Source organism: Streptomyces alfalfae, from assembly GCF_004127445.1.
Taxonomy (GTDB): Bacteria; Actinomycetota; Actinomycetes; order Streptomycetales; family Streptomycetaceae; genus Streptomyces; species Streptomyces alfalfae.
In genome coordinates this window covers 328227-344236 of the sequence record NZ_QEXM01000051.1, presented here as the reverse complement: position 1 = coordinate 344236, position 16010 = coordinate 328227, and the positions used below count along the sequence as shown (strand labels likewise).

Sequence of the window (16010 nt, the reverse complement as noted above, 5' to 3'; positions counted from 1 at the left end):
GGGGGCTTCGATGTGCCAGGGGGATCAGACGTTGAACCCGAGCGCGCGAAGCTGCTCGCGGCCGTCGTCCGTGATCTTGTCCGGGCCCCACGGCGGCATCCAGACCCAGTTGATCCGGAGCTCGTTGACGATGCCTTCCGTGGCGGACTTCGCCTGGTCCTCGATGACGTCCGTCAGCGGACAGGCCGCCGAGGTCAGCGTCATGTCGATCGTCGCGATGTTCGCGTCGTCGATGTGCACGCCGTAGATCAGGCCGAGGTTCACGACGTCGATGCCCAGCTCGGGGTCGACGACGTCGTACAGCGCCTCGCGGACCTCCTCCTCCGAAGCGGGCTTCGTGGTGAGGGTCTCGTTCTCGCTCATGCCGTCTTCCTTTCTGCGGCCCCGTCGGTCTCGCCCAGCGCCTGGGCGGTCGCGTCCTTCCAGGCCATCCAGCTCAGCAGGGCGCACTTCACCCGGGCCGGGTACTTGGAGACCCCGGCGAACGCGACGGCGTCCTCCAGGACCTCCTCCATCGCGTCGTCCGGCTCCAGCTTGCCCTTCGACTGCATCAGCTCCAGGAACACTTCCTGGATCTTCCGCGCCTCGCCGAGCTCCTTGCCGACCAGCAGGTCGTTCAGGACGGACGCGCTGGCCTGGCTGATGGAGCAGCCCTGCCCTTCGTACGACACGTCGGCGATCGTCGATCCGTCGTACTTCACGCGCAGGGTGATCTCGTCACCGCAGGTCGGATTGACATGGTGCACCTCGGCGTCGCCATCGCGCAGACCACGCCCGTGCGGGTGTTTGTAGTGGTCCAGGATGACTTCCTGGTACATCGAATCAAGCTTCACGTCCCAGCCAGCCCCTCAGCCGAAGAAGTTCCGTACGTGCTCCAGGCCGTCGACGAGCGCGTCGATCTCGCCGGGCGTGGAGTACAGATAGAACGACGCTCGCGTGGTCGCAGGAATTCCGTACCGCAGGCAGACGGGGCGTGCGCAGTGGTGTCCCACGCGGACCGCGATGCCTTCCTCGTCGAGCACCTGGCCCACGTCGTGCGGGTGGATGTCACCGAGCGTGAAGGAGATCGCGGCGCCGCGCTCCTCGGCCGTGGTCGGGCCGATGATCCGGAGGTCGGGGACCTCCAGGAGGCGCTTGACCGCGTACTCGGTGATCGCGTGCTCATGCGCGGCGATCTTGTCCATGCCGATGGCCGAGAGGTAGTCCACGGCCGCGCCCAGGCCCACGGCCTGGGAGACCGGCGGCGTGCCGGCCTCGAACTTGTGCGGCGCGGGAGCGTACGTCGACGAGTTCATCGACACGGTCTCGATCATCTCGCCGCCGCCGAGGAAGGGCGGGAGGTCCTCCAGGAGCTCCTGCCGTCCCCACAGGACGCCGATGCCCGTGGGGCCGCACATCTTGTGGCCGGTGAAGGCCACGAAGTCGGCCTGCAGCGCCTGCACGTCCAGCGGCATGTGCGGGGCGGCCTGCGAGGCGTCGATCAGGACCAGGGCGCCGACTTCCTGGGCGCGGCGCACGATGGCCTCGACCGGGTTGTGGGTGCCCAGGATGTTCGACACGAGGACGAAGGAGACGATCTTCGTCTTCTCCGTGATGACCTCGTCGATGTTCGACAGGTCGAGGCGGCCGTCGTCGGTGAGGCCGAACCACTTCAGCTTCGCGCCCGTGCGCTGCGAGAGCAGCTGCCACGGCACGATGTTTGAGTGGTGCTCCATCTCCGTGATGACGATCTCGGTCTCGTGGTCCACGCGGTAGGGCTCATCGGCCCAGCCGAGCATGTTCGCCACGAGGTTGAGCGACTCCGAGGCGTTCTTGGTGAAGATCACCTCGTCGCGGCTGGGCGCGTTGATGAACGCCGCGACCTTGTCGCGGGCGCCCTCATACAGCGCCGTGGCCTCCTCGGCGAGGACGTGCACGCCGCGGTGGACGTTGGCGTTGTGCTGCTCGTAGTACTCGTTGAGCACGTCGAGCACCTGGCGCGGCGTCTGCGAGGTCGCCGCGTTGTCCAGGTACACGAGCTTCTTGCCGTCGTGGATCGTGCGATCCAGGATCGGGAAGTCCTTGCGGATCGCCTCGGTGTCGAGGAGGCCGGAAAGCCCCTGGTGGGCCACTGTCACGCGGATGCGCCACCCTTCGTGTAGGCCTCGTAGCCCTCGGCCTCCAGCTTGTCGGCGAGCTCGGCGCCGCCGGACTCGGCGATGCGGCCGTTGGCGAAGACGTGGACGAAGTCGGGCTTGATGTAGCGCAGGATGCGCGTGTAGTGCGTGATCAGCAGGGTGCCGACCTCGCCGGTCTCGCGGACGCGGTTGACGCCGTCCGAGACCTGGCGCAGGGCGTCGACGTCCAGGCCGGAGTCCGTCTCGTCGAGGATCGCGATCTTCGGCTTGAGGAGCTCCATCTGGAGGATCTCGTGACGCTTCTTCTCACCGCCGGAGAAGCCCTCGTTCACGTTGCGCTCGGCGAAGGCCGGGTCCATCTGGAGCTGCTCCATCGCGGACTTGACCTCCTTCACCCAGGTGCGCAGCTTCGGGGCCTCGCCGCGGATCGCCGTCGCCGACGTACGCAGGAAGTTGGAGACCGAGACGCCGGGGACCTCGACCGGGTACTGCATGGCGAGGAACATGCCGGCGCGGGCGCGCTCGTCGACGGACATCTCCAGGACGTCCTCGCCGTCGAGGGTCACGCTGCCCTGGGTGATCGTGTACTTGGGGTGACCCGCGACGGAGTAGGCGAGAGTCGACTTGCCGGAGCCGTTCGGGCCCATGATGGCGTGGGTCTCGCCCTGCTTCACGGTCAGGTCGACGCCCTTGAGGATCTCCTTCGTGGCGTTGTCGGCCTCGACGGTGACGTGCAGGTCCTTGATTTCAAGCGTTGCCATGGGTGCCTCAGGACTCCTGGGAGAGGGAGACGAGCACGTCGTCCCCTTCGATCTTTACGGGGTATACGGGGACAGGGCGCGTCGCGGGGAGGCCGGACGGCTTGCCGGTGCGGAGGTCGAACGCGGAGCCGTGCAGCCAGCACTCGATCTGGCAGTCCTCCACCTCGCCCTCGGAGAGGGAGACGTTCGCGTGCGAGCAGATGTCGTGGATCGCGAACACCTCGCCCTCGGTGTGGACGACCGAGACCGGCGTGCCGTCGAGTTCCACCCGCTTGGGGGTGTCCTCGGACAGCTCGCTCAGGCCGCAGGCGCGTACGAAGGTCATGCGACCGTCGCCTCCAGCTCCTCTTCGATCTTGGCGATGAGGCGCTCCTCGACGTCCGGCAGGCCGATCTGCTGGACCAGCTCGGCGAAGAAGCCGCGGACGACGAGGCGGCGGGCCTCTTCCTCCGGGATGCCGCGCGACTGGAGGTAGAAGAGCTGCTCGTCATCGAAGCGGCCGGTCGCCGAGGCGTGGCCCGCGCCGACGATCTCGCCGGTCTCGATCTCGAGGTTCGGCACCGAGTCGACCCGGGCGCCGTCGGTCAGAACCAGGTTGCGGTTCATCTCGTACGTGTCCGTGCCCTCGGCGGCGGCCTCGATGAGGACGTCGCCGATCCACACGGCGTGGGCGTCGTCGCCCTGGAGCGCGCCCTTGTAGACGACGTTGGACTTGCAGTGCGGGGTGTTGTGGTCGACCAGGAGGCGGTGCTCCTGGTGCTGGCCCGCGTCCGTGACGTAGAGCCCGAGGAGCTCGGCCTCGCCGCCGGTGCCCGCGTACTGCACGCGCGGGTGCAGGCGGACCAGGTCGCCGCCGAAGGTGACGACCACGGACTTGAAGGAGGCGTCGCGGCCGACCAGCGCGTTGTGCTGGGCGACGTGCACCGCCGTGTCGTCCCAGTCCTGGACGGAGACGACGGTCAGCTTGGCGCCGTCGCCGATGACGAAGTCGACGTTGGCGGCGAGCACGGCGTCACCGGTGTGGTCGATGACGACCAGGGCCTCGGCGAAGGCGCCCAGCTCGATCACCTGGTGGGCGAAGGCGGTGCCGCCCTCGCCGTGCACGGCGATGCGGATGGGTTCGGTGAGGACCGTCTCCTTGGGGACGGTCACGACCGAGGCCTTCTCGAAGGACGAGTACGCCTGGGCGGCGACGCGGTCGACGGGCTTGCCCGCCTTGCCGACGCGCGCGTCGTCCCGGCCCACGGTCTCCTGGGTGACGCCCTCGGGGGCGCTCACCTCGACGCGGATGCCGCCGTCGGCGACGGCGGTGCCGTCGTGCAGTCCGCGCAGGCGCTCCAGCGGCGTGAACCGCCACTCCTCCTCGCGGCCGTGCGGCACCGGGAAGCTGTCCACGTCGAAGGACGGGGGCGCGCTCATACGGGTGGCGACGGTGGACTCGGCGGCCACCGCGATCGATCCGGCGGTGGTGCTTCCCACCGGGATGTTCTGGGCCTCAGCCATGGCTGTCGTCGTGCTCTCTCTCTGCGTAAGAAGTCTGCTGGCTGCCGAAGGGGGCGGTCTTAACCGACCGAGCCCTCCATCTGCAGCTCGATCAGCCGGTTGAGCTCCAGGGCGTACTCCATGGGCAGCTCCTTGGCGATCGGCTCGACGAAGCCGCGCACGATCATCGCCATGGCCTCGAACTCCGTCATGCCGCGGCTCATCAGGTAGAAGAGCTGGTCGTCGGAGACCTTGGAGACCGTCGCCTCGTGACCCATGGAGACGTCGTCCTCGCGGACGTCGACGTAGGGGTAGGTGTCGGAGCGGGAGATCGTGTCGACGAGCAGCGCGTCGCAGAGCACGTTCGACTTCGATCCGGCGGCGCCCTCGCCGATCTCGACGAGACCGCGGTAGGACGTACGGCCGCCACCGCGCGCCACGGACTTCGAGACGATGTTCGAGGAGGTGTTCGGCGCCATGTGGACCATCTTGGAGCCGGCGTCCTGGTGCTGGCCCTCGCCCGCGAAGGCGATCGACAGGGTCTCGCCCTTGGCGTGCTCGCCCATGAGGTAGACGGCGGGGTACTTCATCGTCACCTTGGAGCCGATGTTGCCGTCGATCCACTCCATGGTCGCGCCCTCGTACGCCACGGCGCGCTTGGTGACCAGGTTGTAGACGTTGTTCGACCAGTTCTGGATCGTCGTGTAGCGGCAGCGGCCGCCCTTCTTCACGATGATCTCGACGACGGCGGAGTGCAGCGAGTCCGACTTGTAGATCGGCGCGGTGCAGCCCTCGACGTAGTGGACGTAGGCGTCCTCGTCGACGATGATCAGCGTCCGCTCGAACTGGCCCATGTTCTCCGTGTTGATGCGGAAGTAGGCCTGGAGCGGGATCTCGACGTGCACGCCCTTGGGGACGTAGATGAACGAGCCGCCGGACCACACGGCGGAGTTCAGCGACGCGAACTTGTTGTCACCGACCGGGATGACCGTGCCGAAGTACTCCTTGAAGAGCTCCGGGTGCTCCTTGAGCGCGGTGTCGGTGTCCAGGAAGATGACGCCCTGCTCCTCCAGGTCCTCGCGGATCTGGTGGTAGACGACCTCGGACTCGTACTGCGCGGCGACACCGGCGACGAGGCGCTGCTTCTCCGCCTCGGGGATGCCGAGCTTGTCGTACGTGTTCTTGATGTCCTCGGGCAGGTCCTCCCAGGACTCCGCCTGCTTCTCCGTGGAGCGCACGAAGTACTTGATGTTGTCGAAGTCGATGCCGGAGAGGTCCGAGCCCCAGTTCGGCATGGGCTTCTTGTCGAAGAGGCGCAGGCCCTTGAGACGGAGCTTGGTCATCCACTCCGGCTCGTTCTTCTTCGCCGAGATGTCGCGGACGACGTCCTCGTTGATGCCGCGCTTGGCAGAGGCACCGGCGACGTCGGAGTCGGCCCAGCCGTATTCGTAGTTGCCCAGACCCTCGAGTTCGGGGTGGGCAGTCTCCGTGGGGAGCGTCATGCGGGGTTCCTCCCGGCCGTGCGTGCTGATGCTGAATGGGTGGTCTGTGCTGTCTCGGGGGCGCTGCCGCCGCCGCGCGGGACGAACGTCGTGCAGACGCCGTCCCCGTGGGCGATGGTGGCGAGGCGCTGCACATGCGTGCCAAGGAGCTCGGAGAACATCTCCGTCTCCGCCTCGCACAGCTGCGGGAACTGCTCGGCGACATGGGCGACCGGGCAGTGGTGCTGGCAGAGCTGCTCTCCGACCGGTGCGCTACGCGCCGTAGCAGCGTACCCGTCGGCGGTCAACGCCTTCGCCAGAGCCTCGGTGCGCCGTTCGGCGGGCGCGGCCTCGACCGTCTTCCGGTACGTCTCGGCCTGGGCCGCGATGCGCGCCTTGGCGAACGCGACGACCGCTTCCTCGCCGTGGTGCTCGGTGATCCACCGCAGGGCGTCCGCGGCCAGCTTGTCGTACGACTGGTCGAAGGCGTCGCGGCCGCAGTCGGTCAGGGCGAAGACCTTGGCGGGCCTGCCGCGGGTCCGCGCGCCGTAGACCCGCTGCTCGCGGGGGACCACGACGTTCTCATGGGCGAGTGCGTCGAGGTGCCTGCGGACGGCCGCCTGGGTGAGGCCGAGGCGCTTCGCGAGGTCGGCGACGGTGGAGGGGCCGTGGTCCAGGATGGACCGCGCGACGCGGTTGCGCGTGGAGCGCTCCCCGGTCGCGAGTTCCTCCTGCGGAGCCTCGCCAACGTTTTTCACAACGCCATTGTTGCGTAATTCCTCAGAGCCTGACAACCCGTGCCTCGATCGCCGACCGGTGCGCTGCGTCACTTAGGTTCACCTAAGCTGACCTGCGGAAACGATCACTGATCGATCATCCGGGCGGGGCGCGCGCGACCCGCCCGGCAACCCCGCGCACCGCCGTCGCACCCCCGGTGACCGGCCCTTCGTCGCCCCGCCCGCCCGTGGGCGCCGCCGCGTCCCTAGACTGGTCCACCATGCGAAACGAGCCCGTCGTCCAGATCCAGGGTCTGGTCAAGCGGTACGGAACGAAGACCGCGGTCGACGGTCTCGACCTGACGGCCGGGGCGGGCATCACCGCCGTCCTCGGCCCCAACGGCGCCGGCAAGACCACCACCATCGAGACCTGCGAGGGCTACCGGAAGCCGGACGCCGGCGCCGTCCGCGTCCTCGGCCTCGACCCGGTCCGCGAGGCCGGCGCGCTGCGGCCCCGCATCGGCGTGATGCTCCAGTCCGGCGGCGTCTACTCCGGCGCCCGCGCCGACGAGATGCTGCGCCACGTCGCCAAGCTCCACGCCGAGCCGCTGGACGTCACCGACCTCATCGAGCGCCTCGGCCTCGGGAGCTGCGGCCGCACCACCTACCGGCGGCTGTCCGGCGGCCAGCAGCAGCGCCTCGCGCTCGCCATGGCCGTGGTCGGCAGGCCCGACCTGGTCTTCCTCGACGAGCCGACCGCGGGCCTCGACCCGCAGGCCCGCCGGGCCACCTGGGACCTCGTACGCGACCTGCGCCGCGACGGCGTCGGCGTCATCCTCACCACGCACCACATGGACGAGGCCGAGGAGCTCGCCGACGACGTCGCGATCATCGACGCGGGCAAGGTCATCGCCCAGGGCAGCCCCGACGAGCTGTGCCGCGGCGGCGCCGAGAACACCCTGCGCTTCACCGGCCGCCCCGGCCTCGACGTCGCCTCGCTGCTGAAGGCGCTGCCGCCGGACTCGACGGCGGCCGAGCTGATGCCCGGCGCCTACCGCGTCAGCGGCACCGTCGACCCGCAGCTCCTGGCCACGGTCACCTCCTGGTGCGCCCAGCACGGGGTCATGCCGGACCGCATCTCGGTCGAGCGCCACACCCTGGAAGACGTCTTCTTGGAACTCACGGGCAAGGAGCTGCGCGGATGAGCGCCGCCGGTACGTACACACCGAAGCCGGGCGCCGCCCCGCTCCCCCGCATGATCGCCGCCCAGGCGGCGCTGGAGACGAAGATGCTGCTCCGCAACGGCGAGCAGCTCCTCCTCACCGTCGTCATCCCCACGCTCCTGCTCGTGCTCTTCAGCGCCGTCGACATCGTCGACACGGGCGAGGGCGAGGCCGTGGACTTCCTCGCGCCCGGCATCCTCGCGCTCGCCGTGATGTCCACCGCGTTCACCGGGCAGGCCATCGCCACGGGCTTCGAGCGCCGCTACGGCGTGCTCAAGCGGCTCGGCGCCTCGCCGCTGCCCCGCTGGGGCCTGATGGCGGCGAAGACCCTGTCGGTCCTGGTGACCGAGGTCCTGCAGATCGTGCTGCTCACGGTCATCGCCCTCGCGCTCGGCTGGTCGCCGCACGGCAACCCCGTCTCCGTGCTCCTGCTCCTGGTGCTCGGCACCGCGGCCTTCTCCGGGCTCGGCCTGCTCATGGCGGGCACCCTCAAGGCCGAGGCGACGCTGGCAGCGGCGAACCTCGTCTTCCTGCTCCTGCTCGTCGGCGGCGGCGTCATCGTGCCGCTCGACAAGTTCCCCGACGCGGCCCAGTCGCTGCTCGGGCTGCTGCCCATCGCGGCGCTCTCGGACGGGCTGCGCGACGTCCTGCGGCACGGCGCGGGCCTGCCGTGGGCCGACCTCGGCATCCTCGCGGTGTGGGCGGTGCTCGGGCTCGGCGCGGCGGCGAAGTTCTTCCGCTGGGAGTAGGCGACCTTCGCCGGTACGGCGTAAGCCGCGTCACAGACGCAGCACTCGCGGGCACCCTCGTGAAGCCGTGCACAAGCGGCCCCCTACGATGGGACGCGTGCCAAACGTGACCCGAGCCGACGTCGCTCAAGCCGTGCGGAACCCGCTCGCCTACATCGCCGAGCGCTGGACGCCCACCCAGCGGACCGTCCAGCGGGCGGCCTTCCTCTCGCTCGCCATGACGGTCGTGATCGTCGTGACGGGCGGCGCCGTCCGCCTGACCGGCTCGGGGCTCGGCTGCCCGACCTGGCCCAAGTGCACGGAGGACTCCCTGACGGCCACCCACGAGATGGGGTTCCACGGGGTCATCGAGTTCGGCAACCGCATGCTGGCGTACGTGCTGTGCGCGGCCGTCGGCTGGGCGATCATCGCGGCCCGCTCCCAGAAGCCGGTGCGGCGCAGCCTCACCCGGCTGGGCTGGACCCAGTTCTGGCTGGTCATGGGCAATGCGGTGCTCGGCGGCATCGTGGTTCTCGTCGGTCTGAACCCCTACACCGTCGCCGCGCACTTCCTGCTCTCCACCGCCCTGATCGCGGTCGCCGCCACGATGTGGCAGCGTACCCGTGAGGGCGACGGCGAGCCGCGCCCGCTGGTCGGCAAGGCCGTGGCGCAGCTCGTGTGGTTCCTGGTCGCGGCCTCGGCGCTGCTGATCGCGGTGGGCACGGTCGTGACCGGCGCGGGTCCGCACGCCGGTGACTCCAGCGACGTGCCCCGGATGAACCTGGCGCCGATCGGCCTGGACTGGGAGGGCGTCACCAAGCTGCACGCCGTCCTCGCCTGGATCGTGGTGACGCTGACGTTCGCCCTCTGGTTCGTCCTCAAGGCGGTCGACGCGCCGCCCGGCCCGCTGGCCCGCACCCGCGACCTGTTCCTGGTCCTCCTCGCGCAGGGCGCCATCGGCTACGTCCAGTACTTCACCGACCTGCCCGAGGTCCTGGTCGGCCTGCACATGTTCGGCTCCTGCCTGGTGTGGATCGCCGTGATGCGCGTGCTCCTCGCGCTGCGGGAGCGGCCGGTGGCCGCGGTCGGCGACGCACCCGTGCGGGCGGACGACTCACAGCTCTCGGCGGTCTGACGGCTCCGGGGCCTCCGGCAGCCCGTAGACGCGGCGGGCGTTGCCCGCCGCGAGCAGTCCCGCCACCCGCCGGGCGTCGGCGAGCGACCAGGCGCCCTCCGCGACCCAGGCCCCGAGGACCCTCTCCAGCGCCTCCCGGAACAGGTGCGCCCCCACCACGTGCAGCTCGGGCAGGCCGTGCGCGCCGCTGGAGAACAGCAGCTTGCCGAAGGGCGCGAGTTCCAGGATCTCCGCAAGCACCGCGGCCGCCCGCGCCCCCGTGCGGACGAGCGCGGGGCCGAGGTCCGCGTAGACGTGCGGGAAGAGCGCCGCGAGGTGCGCGGCACTGCGGTGGTACGGATAGCCGTGCAGCAGGACGAGGTCGGTGCCGAGCCCCTCGGTGGCCCGCGCGAAGTCGCCGAAGTGCGCCCGCGGGTCCCCGGCCCCCGCGTGCAGCTGGAGCGGCAGCCCCGAGGCCACGGCGACCCAGAGCAGATGCCGCAGCAGCACGGGGTCGGCGAGCCGCCCGCCCACCGGGCGGTCCCCGAGCCACCGCCGCGCCGCGCCCCGCACCTCGCCGGGACCCGGCGGGCACGGCGTCAGGGCGAGCGGGTGACGCACCCCCGCGACCGAGGTGAACGCGACGGCGCCCGCGGCCGCGGCGTGCACGGACTCGGCGAGGTTGGCGAGGAAGGCGTCGGCGGTGCCCGAGGTGTCCGCGACCTGCTCGGCGAGGAGTTCGAGGCGGACGATCTCGCGGGCCTCGGCGTCGCCGGCGGCGGCCATCTCACCGGGTCCCGTCAGATCGCCGGGCAGCCCGGTGTCGACGAGGTACGTGGTGATGCCGCTGCCGCGCAGCAGGCGCCGCCCCGACTCCAGGACGCCCAGGTCGCGGCGGCGGGCGAGATAGCTGGCCGGTGGGCAGTGCGCGTCGAGGCCGAGCAGCGGCGGGCACAGGCGGCGCACCGCGAAGCCCGTCTGGGTGTCGAAGAACGTGGTGCCGGGGGCGGGCGGCCCGCCGCCCCGGCCGAGCTGGGTCTCGAAGGTGCCGAGCCCCAGCTCCGTACGGAAGACGCCATGGCAGTACTGGTCCACCAGGGACGGCGTTTCGATCATGCGGACTCCCGCGGACTCCCGCTGAATGGACCTGGCTCCTACCGGTCCTAACGGGTGACACGGGCTCTGGTGTTGCCCTTATCCGGCCACGCTGCGCCGAACAGGGAAGCGAAACGGTCTCCCGGCGGCGGAGTCGGCCGTTCCGGTGCCGTTCGGCCGCCCCGGCGGCTTCCAGGGCGCTCGGCCGTCCGGGGTGCGCGTCACTTGTTCTTCGGGCCGCCGACCTGGATGCCCGCCATGCGCGTCCACTCGTAGGGGCCGGTCTCCACCTTCGCGGCGAACTCCCCGTCGAAGTCCTCGTGGACGGTGATGCCGGCCTTCTCCACGGCGCTCTGCGCGACGGCGTACGTCGGCGCCACCAGGTCGCCCCAGCCGCCGTCCTCGCCGACCAGGACGATGCGGGTGCCCTCGTGCCCGATGTAGGCGAGCTGCCCCTCGGCCCCGCCGTGAGCCTGCGCGAAGGCGCCGATCTCCTTGGCGAGCTTGGCCGCCCGGCGCTCGGCCTTCGCCGCCTTCTTGCTGTCCTCAACCTGCTCGGTCTCTGCCATGAGCAGGATGCTACCGACGGGTAGATCAACGCGCGACGGGCGGGGCGCGTGGTGTACGACACCACGCGCCCCGCCCGTCGGGAAGAGCGAGGGAAGAGCCGGCGGCTCAGCGCAGGAACGGGTCCACGGCCACCGCCACGAAGAGCAGCGACACATAGGTGATGGACCAGTGGAAGAGCCGCATCTCCTTGAGCTTGCCGCCCGTGGCCTCCGCCTTGGCGCGGTTCTGCAGGCCGTGCGCCTCCCACAGCCACCAGCCGCCGGTCACCAGCGCCACCGCGGTGTAGAACCAGCCGGTGTAGCCGAGGGGCTGGAGCAGCAGGGAGACCGCGACCATGACCCAGCTGTAGAGGACGATCTGACGGGCGACCACCTTGTTCGAGGCGATGACCGGCAGCATCGGCACGCCCACGCGCGCGTAGTCGTCCTTCACCTTCATGGACAGCGGCCAGTAGTGCGGCGGCGTCCAGAAGAACATGACCAGGAACAGGACGATCGGCGCCCACGACATGGAGTTGGTGACCGAGGACCAGCCGATGAGGACCGGCAGACAGCCCGCGATGCCGCCCCAGACGATGTTCTGCGAGGTGCGCCGCTTGAGGATCATCGTGTAGACGACCACGTAGAAGAGCAGCGCGCCGAGCGAGAGCCAGGCGGAGAGCCAGTTCACGGCGAGGCCGAAGAGCAGCGTCGAGACCACCCCGAGGGTGATGCCGAAGACGAGGCACTCGCGCGGGCTCACCATGCCGGTGACCAGCGGCCGCTGCGACGTCCGGTCCATCAGGGCGTCGATGTCGCGGTCGATGTACATGTTCAGCGCGTTCGCGCCGCCGGCCGAGAGGTAGCCGCCCACGCAGGTCACGAGGACCAGCCACAGGTCGGGCACACCCTGCTCGGCCAGGAACATCACCGGAACGGTGGTGATGAGCAGCAGTTCGATGATCCGTGGCTTGGTCAACGCCACGAACGCCTTGACACGGGCCCCGAACGGCCGATGGCTCGGGCTAAGTTCCGTCCCGGAAACCCCCGCTGGACGGGATTCAACGGCCGTCACGCACACCCCTGACAGAGACATCCCAGCGAGCCCACCAGCGCTTCTGACATGAAGATCCGGTAAAGACTCGCGCGTACCACGCCACTCTAGACGTTGCCCATACCTCGCTCTTCGCGGGGGTGGGGTCGTGTTGACCGACGGGCCCTGGGTACGGGATGTCCGGCGGGGACCCGTGTGAGCGGTATCGGCCGTCCTTTGAGCGGACACATGAGCGATACGGAGAACCCTTTGAGCGGTCACATGAGCGCTTGTGTATTCACATGGGGAATCGACGCTTATTCCTTTCAGGAGGCGGATACCCGGTTGTCCCGGCAGTCTGGAATGAGTCGAAAAAATGCACGCCTTAGCAGCGGTAGGCTCGACTACGGCCGGTGAGATCGACATCGCCGGCATTCGACATGTGGAGAGGAGCCCTGACTCAGGGTGAGCACCAAGCCGACCACCACAGACCTCGAGTGGACCGAACTGGACGAGCGAGCCGTTGACACCGCTCGCGTCCTGGCCATGGATTCCGTACAGAAGGTCGGCAACGGCCATCCCGGTACGGCCATGAGCCTCGCGCCCGCCGCGTACACCCTTTTCCAGAAGGTGATGCGGCACGACCCGGCGGACGCGGACTGGACCGGCCGCGACCGGTTCGTCCTCTCCGCGGGCCACTCGTCCCTGACCCTGTACACCCAGCTCTACCTGGCCGGCTTCGGCCTGGAGCTGGACGACCTCAAGGCCTTCCGCACCTGGGGCTCGAAGACCCCGGGCCACCCGGAGTACGGGCACACGACGGGCGTGGAGACGACGACGGGCCCGCTGGGCCAGGGCGTCGCCAACGCCGTGGGCATGGCGATGGCCGCCCGCTACGAGCGCGGTCTTTTCGACCCGGAGGCGGCCCCCGGCGCCTCCCCGTTCGACCACTTCGTCTACGCCATCGCCGGTGACGGCTGCCTCCAGGAGGGCATCTCCGCGGAGGCGTCGTCCATGGCCGGGCACCAGAAGCTCGGCAACCTGATCCTGCTGTGGGACGACAACCACATCTCGATCGAGGGCGACACGGAGACCGCGGTCTCCGAGGACACCGTCAAGCGCTACGAGGCCTACGGCTGGCACGTCCAGCGCGTGGAGCCCAAGGAGAACGGCGACCTCGACCCGGCCGCCCTGTACGCCGCGATCCAGGCCGCCAAGGTCGAGACCGAGCGTCCCTCCTTCATCGCGATGCGCTCGATCATCGCCTGGCCCGCCCCGAACGCGCAGAACACCGAGGCCGCCCACGGCTCGGCGCTCGGCGACGAGGAGGTGGCCGCCACCAAGCGCGTCCTGGGCTTCGACCCGGAGCAGACCTTCGAGGTCTCCGACGAGGTCATCGCGCACACGCGCAAGGCCATCGACCGCGGCGCCGAGGCCAAGAAGGAGTGGGAGAAGTCCTTCTCCGACTGGCGCTCCGCCAACGCCGCGCGCGCCGCCGAGTTCGACCGCATCGCCGCCGGTGAGCTGCCCGAGGGCTGGGAGGACAAGCTCCCGGAGTTCGAGACCGGCAAGGCGGTCGCCACGCGCGCCGCTTCCGGCAAGATCCTCCAGGCGCTCGGCGGGGTCATCCCCGAGCTGTGGGGCGGCTCCGCCGACCTCGCGGGCTCGAACAACACGACGATCGACAAGACGTCGTCGTTCCTCCCGACCGGCAACCCGCTGCCCGGCGCCGACCCCTACGGCCGCACGGTGCACTTCGGCATCCGCGAGCACTCCATGGCCGCGGAGATGAACGGCATCGCGCTGCACGGCAACACCCGCATCTACGGCGGCACCTTCCTGGTGTTCTCCGACTACATGCGCAACGCCGTCCGCCTGTCCGCGCTGATGCACCTGCCGGTGACGTACGTGTGGACGCACGACTCCATCGGCCTCGGCGAGGACGGCCCGACGCACCAGCCGGTCGAGCACCTGGCCTCGCTGCGCGCCATCCCGGGCCTGAACGTGGTCCGTCCGGCCGACGCCAACGAGACCGTCATCGCCTGGCGCGAGATCATGCGGCGCTACACCAAGGAGTTCGGCGTGGGCGCCCCGCACGGCCTGGCGCTGACCCGTCAGGGCGTGCCGACGTACGAGCGCAACGAGGACGCCGCCAAGGGCGGCTACGTCCTGTTCGACGCCGAGGGCGGCTCGCCCGAGGTCATCCTCATCGGCACCGGCTCCGAGGTGCAGCTCGCCGTCGAGGCGCGCGAGCAGCTCCAGGCCGCGGGCGTCCCGACGCGCGTCGTCTCGATGCCGTCGGTCGAGTGGTTCGACGAGCAGGACCAGGAGTACCGCGACAGCGTGCTGCCGCCCTCGGTGAAGGCGCGCGTGGCGGTCGAGGCCGGCATCGGCCTGACCTGGCACCGCTTCGTCGGCGACGCCGGCCGCATCGTCTCGCTGGAGCACTTCGGCGCGTCGGCGGACGCGAAGGTGCTGTTCCGCGAGTTCGGCTTCACCGCCGACAAGGTGGCCGAGGCGGCCCGGGAATCGATCGCCGCCGCTCAGCGCTGACGCCCATATACGACCAAGTAGGAGATGTAATTTCCATGACAGACGCACTCAAGCGCCTCTCCGAAGAAGGCGTCGCGATCTGGCTGGACGACCTGTCGCGCAAGCGGATCACGTCCGGCAACCTCGCCGAGCTGATCGACCAGCAGCACGTCGTGGGCGTCACCACCAACCCCTCGATCTTCCAGAAGGCCATCTCGCAGGGCGACGGTTACGACCAGCAGCTCTCCGACCTCGCGGCCCGTGAGGTCACCGTCGAGGAAGCCATCCGGATGATCACGACGGCGGATGTCCGCGACGCCGCCGACATCCTGCGCCCCGTCTTCGACGCGACGGGCGGCCAGGACGGCCGCGTGTCGATCGAGGTCGACCCGCGCCTGGCGCACAACACCAAGGCCACGACGGCCGAGGCCAAGCAGCTCGCCTGGCTGGTGGACCGGCCGAACGCGCTCATCAAGATCCCGGCCACCGAGGCGGGCATCCCGGCGATCACCGAGGTCATCGGCCTCGGCATCAGCGTCAACGTCACGCTGATCTTCTCGCTGGAGCGCTACCGCAAGGTCATGGACGCGTACCTGGCGGGCCTGGAGAAGGCCAAGGAGCGCGGCCTGGACCTCTCCACGATCCACTCGGTGGCGTCCTTCTTCGTGTCCCGCGTGGACACCGAGATCGACAAGCGCCTGGACGGCATCGGCACGGACGAGGCCAAGGCCCTCAAGGGCAAGGCCGCGCTCGCCAACGCCCGCCTGGCCTACGAGGCGTACGAGGAGGTCTTCTCCTCCGACCGCTGGGCCGCGCTCGACAAGGCGCAGGCCAACAAGCAGCGCCCGCTGTGGGCCTCGACCGGCGTCAAGGACCCCGCGTACAAGGACACCCTGTACGTCGACGAGCTGGTCGCGCCCAACACGGTGAACACCATGCCGGAGGCGACCCTGGAAGCCACCGGCGACCACGGGAACATCACCGGCAACACCATCGCGGGCACCTACGACCAGGCGCGCGCCGAGATCGCCGCGGTGGAGAAGCTCGGCATCTCGTACGACGAGGTCGTGCAGCTGCTGGAAGACGAGGGCGTCGAGAAGTTCGAGGCCTCCTGGACCGATCTGCTCAAGTCGACCGAGGCCGAGCTGAAGCGCCTCGCTCCTTCGAAGGGCTGACCCAC

The 16010-nt window shown here is 69.7% G+C and carries 16 protein-coding genes; 5 read left to right on the top strand and 11 right to left on the bottom strand.

All coding sequences use genetic code 11. The features are described 5' to 3' along the window. Positions 1-24 precede the first annotated feature (24 nt). The 8 genes from DCW30_RS33540 to DCW30_RS33505 are packed head-to-tail and all read right to left on the bottom strand — an operon-like array spanning position 25 to position 6599. A complete protein-coding gene (locus tag DCW30_RS33540; protein ID WP_030358830.1) occupies positions 25-363 on the bottom strand; it encodes a metal-sulfur cluster assembly factor in 339 nt (112 codons plus the stop codon). Continuing rightward, positions 360-833, bottom strand: coding sequence for a Fe-S cluster assembly sulfur transfer protein SufU (gene sufU, locus DCW30_RS33535; RefSeq protein ID WP_062776879.1), 474 nt, complete (start codon positions 831-833; stop codon positions 360-362). The genes DCW30_RS33540 and sufU overlap by 4 nt, the downstream gene beginning before the upstream one ends. A 15-nt stretch (positions 834-848) precedes the next feature. Continuing rightward, on the bottom strand, positions 849-2117 hold the full coding sequence (locus tag DCW30_RS33530; protein WP_062776877.1) for a cysteine desulfurase: 1269 nt from the start codon (positions 2115-2117) through the stop codon (positions 849-851). Next, complete coding sequence (sufC, locus tag DCW30_RS33525) at positions 2114-2878, bottom strand: Fe-S cluster assembly ATPase SufC (protein WP_055566802.1); 765 nt, start codon at positions 2876-2878, stop codon at positions 2114-2116. Before sufC ends, DCW30_RS33530 begins: the two co-directional genes overlap by 4 nt. A gap of 7 nt (positions 2879-2885) precedes the next feature. Further along, positions 2886-3203, bottom strand: a complete 318-nt coding sequence (locus tag DCW30_RS33520; protein ID WP_062776875.1) for a bifunctional 3-phenylpropionate/cinnamic acid dioxygenase ferredoxin subunit — start codon at positions 3201-3203, stop codon at positions 2886-2888. Then, positions 3200-4381, bottom strand: coding sequence for a Fe-S cluster assembly protein SufD (gene sufD / locus DCW30_RS33515; RefSeq protein ID WP_076686844.1), 1182 nt, complete (start codon positions 4379-4381; stop codon positions 3200-3202). Before sufD ends, DCW30_RS33520 begins: the two co-directional genes overlap by 4 nt. Before the next feature lie 59 nt (positions 4382-4440). Next, entirely contained in the window at positions 4441-5862 is a 1422-nt protein-coding gene (gene sufB / locus DCW30_RS33510) for a Fe-S cluster assembly protein SufB (RefSeq protein ID WP_062776871.1), read from the bottom strand. After that, the gene (locus DCW30_RS33505; protein ID WP_076686843.1) at positions 5859-6599 is read right to left on the bottom strand and encodes a helix-turn-helix transcriptional regulator; all 741 of its coding nucleotides are present in this window, start codon (positions 6597-6599) and stop codon (positions 5859-5861) included. The genes sufB and DCW30_RS33505 overlap by 4 nt, the downstream gene beginning before the upstream one ends. 239 nt (positions 6600-6838) lie before the next feature. On the opposite strand from DCW30_RS33505, the gene DCW30_RS33500 reads away from it, so the two are divergent. The 3 genes from DCW30_RS33500 to DCW30_RS33490 all read left to right on the top strand — a co-directional run bounded on the left by DCW30_RS33500 (position 6839) and on the right by DCW30_RS33490 (position 9643). Continuing rightward, positions 6839-7762: an ABC transporter ATP-binding protein gene (locus DCW30_RS33500; protein WP_076686842.1), complete on the top strand. Its 924-nt coding sequence runs from the start codon at positions 6839-6841 to the stop codon at positions 7760-7762. Continuing rightward, on the top strand, positions 7759-8529 hold the full coding sequence (locus DCW30_RS33495) for an ABC transporter permease (RefSeq protein ID WP_076686841.1): 771 nt from the start codon (positions 7759-7761) through the stop codon (positions 8527-8529). The genes DCW30_RS33500 and DCW30_RS33495 overlap by 4 nt, the downstream gene beginning before the upstream one ends. Before the next feature lie 88 nt (positions 8530-8617). Next, a complete protein-coding gene (locus tag DCW30_RS33490) occupies positions 8618-9643 on the top strand; it encodes a COX15/CtaA family protein (protein ID WP_076686840.1) in 1026 nt (341 codons plus the stop codon). Here the strand turns inward: DCW30_RS33490 and DCW30_RS33485 are convergent. The 3 genes from DCW30_RS33485 to DCW30_RS33475 all read right to left on the bottom strand — a co-directional run bounded on the left by DCW30_RS33485 (position 9623) and on the right by DCW30_RS33475 (position 12346). Next, positions 9623-10738 (bottom strand): amidohydrolase family protein, encoded by a 1116-nt coding sequence (locus tag DCW30_RS33485; RefSeq protein WP_076686839.1) that lies wholly within the window; start codon positions 10736-10738, stop codon positions 9623-9625. The two genes, DCW30_RS33490 and DCW30_RS33485, sit on opposite strands and share 21 nt — an antisense overlap. A gap of 200 nt (positions 10739-10938) precedes the next feature. After that, entirely contained in the window at positions 10939-11286 is a 348-nt protein-coding gene (locus tag DCW30_RS33480; RefSeq protein ID WP_062776858.1) for a hypothetical protein, read from the bottom strand. Between the two features lie 106 nt (positions 11287-11392). Then, the gene (locus DCW30_RS33475; RefSeq protein WP_076686838.1) at positions 11393-12346 is read right to left on the bottom strand and encodes a heme o synthase; all 954 of its coding nucleotides are present in this window, start codon (positions 12344-12346) and stop codon (positions 11393-11395) included. A 417-nt stretch (positions 12347-12763) separates the two neighbouring features. Between DCW30_RS33475 and tkt the strand changes: the two genes are divergently transcribed. Both tkt and tal read left to right on the top strand, forming a co-directional pair. Then, complete coding sequence (gene tkt, locus DCW30_RS33470; RefSeq protein WP_076686837.1) at positions 12764-14851, top strand: transketolase; 2088 nt, start codon at positions 12764-12766, stop codon at positions 14849-14851. Between the two features lie 35 nt (positions 14852-14886). Then, positions 14887-16005: a transaldolase gene (gene tal / locus DCW30_RS33465; RefSeq protein WP_076686836.1), complete on the top strand. Its 1119-nt coding sequence runs from the start codon at positions 14887-14889 to the stop codon at positions 16003-16005. The last annotated feature ends 5 nt before the right edge of the window (positions 16006-16010 follow it).

Bases quoted from the DNA above. Each gene is read 5' to 3' on its own strand.
- DCW30_RS33490 (WP_076686840.1), top strand. From the start codon at position 8,618: ATGGGACGCGTGCCAAACGTGACCCGAGCCGACGTCGCTCAAGCCGTG.
- DCW30_RS33520 (WP_062776875.1), bottom strand. From the start codon at position 3,203: ATGACCTTCGTACGCGCCTGCGGCCTGAGCGAGCTGTCCGAGGACACC.
- tal (WP_076686836.1), top strand. From the start codon at position 14,887: ATGACAGACGCACTCAAGCGCCTCTCCGAAGAAGGCGTCGCGATCTGG.
- DCW30_RS33485 (WP_076686839.1), bottom strand. From the start codon at position 10,738: ATGATCGAAACGCCGTCCCTGGTGGACCAGTACTGCCATGGCGTCTTC.
- sufD (WP_076686844.1), bottom strand. From the start codon at position 4,381: ATGGCTGAGGCCCAGAACATCCCGGTGGGAAGCACCACCGCCGGATCG.
- DCW30_RS33480 (WP_062776858.1), bottom strand. From the start codon at position 11,286: ATGGCAGAGACCGAGCAGGTTGAGGACAGCAAGAAGGCGGCGAAGGCC.
- DCW30_RS33495 (WP_076686841.1), top strand. From the start codon at position 7,759: ATGAGCGCCGCCGGTACGTACACACCGAAGCCGGGCGCCGCCCCGCTC.
- sufC (WP_055566802.1), bottom strand. From the start codon at position 2,878: ATGGCAACGCTTGAAATCAAGGACCTGCACGTCACCGTCGAGGCCGAC.
- sufB (WP_062776871.1), bottom strand. From the start codon at position 5,862: ATGACGCTCCCCACGGAGACTGCCCACCCCGAACTCGAGGGTCTGGGC.
- DCW30_RS33500 (WP_076686842.1), top strand. From the start codon at position 6,839: ATGCGAAACGAGCCCGTCGTCCAGATCCAGGGTCTGGTCAAGCGGTAC.
- DCW30_RS33540 (WP_030358830.1), bottom strand. From the start codon at position 363: ATGAGCGAGAACGAGACCCTCACCACGAAGCCCGCTTCGGAGGAGGAG.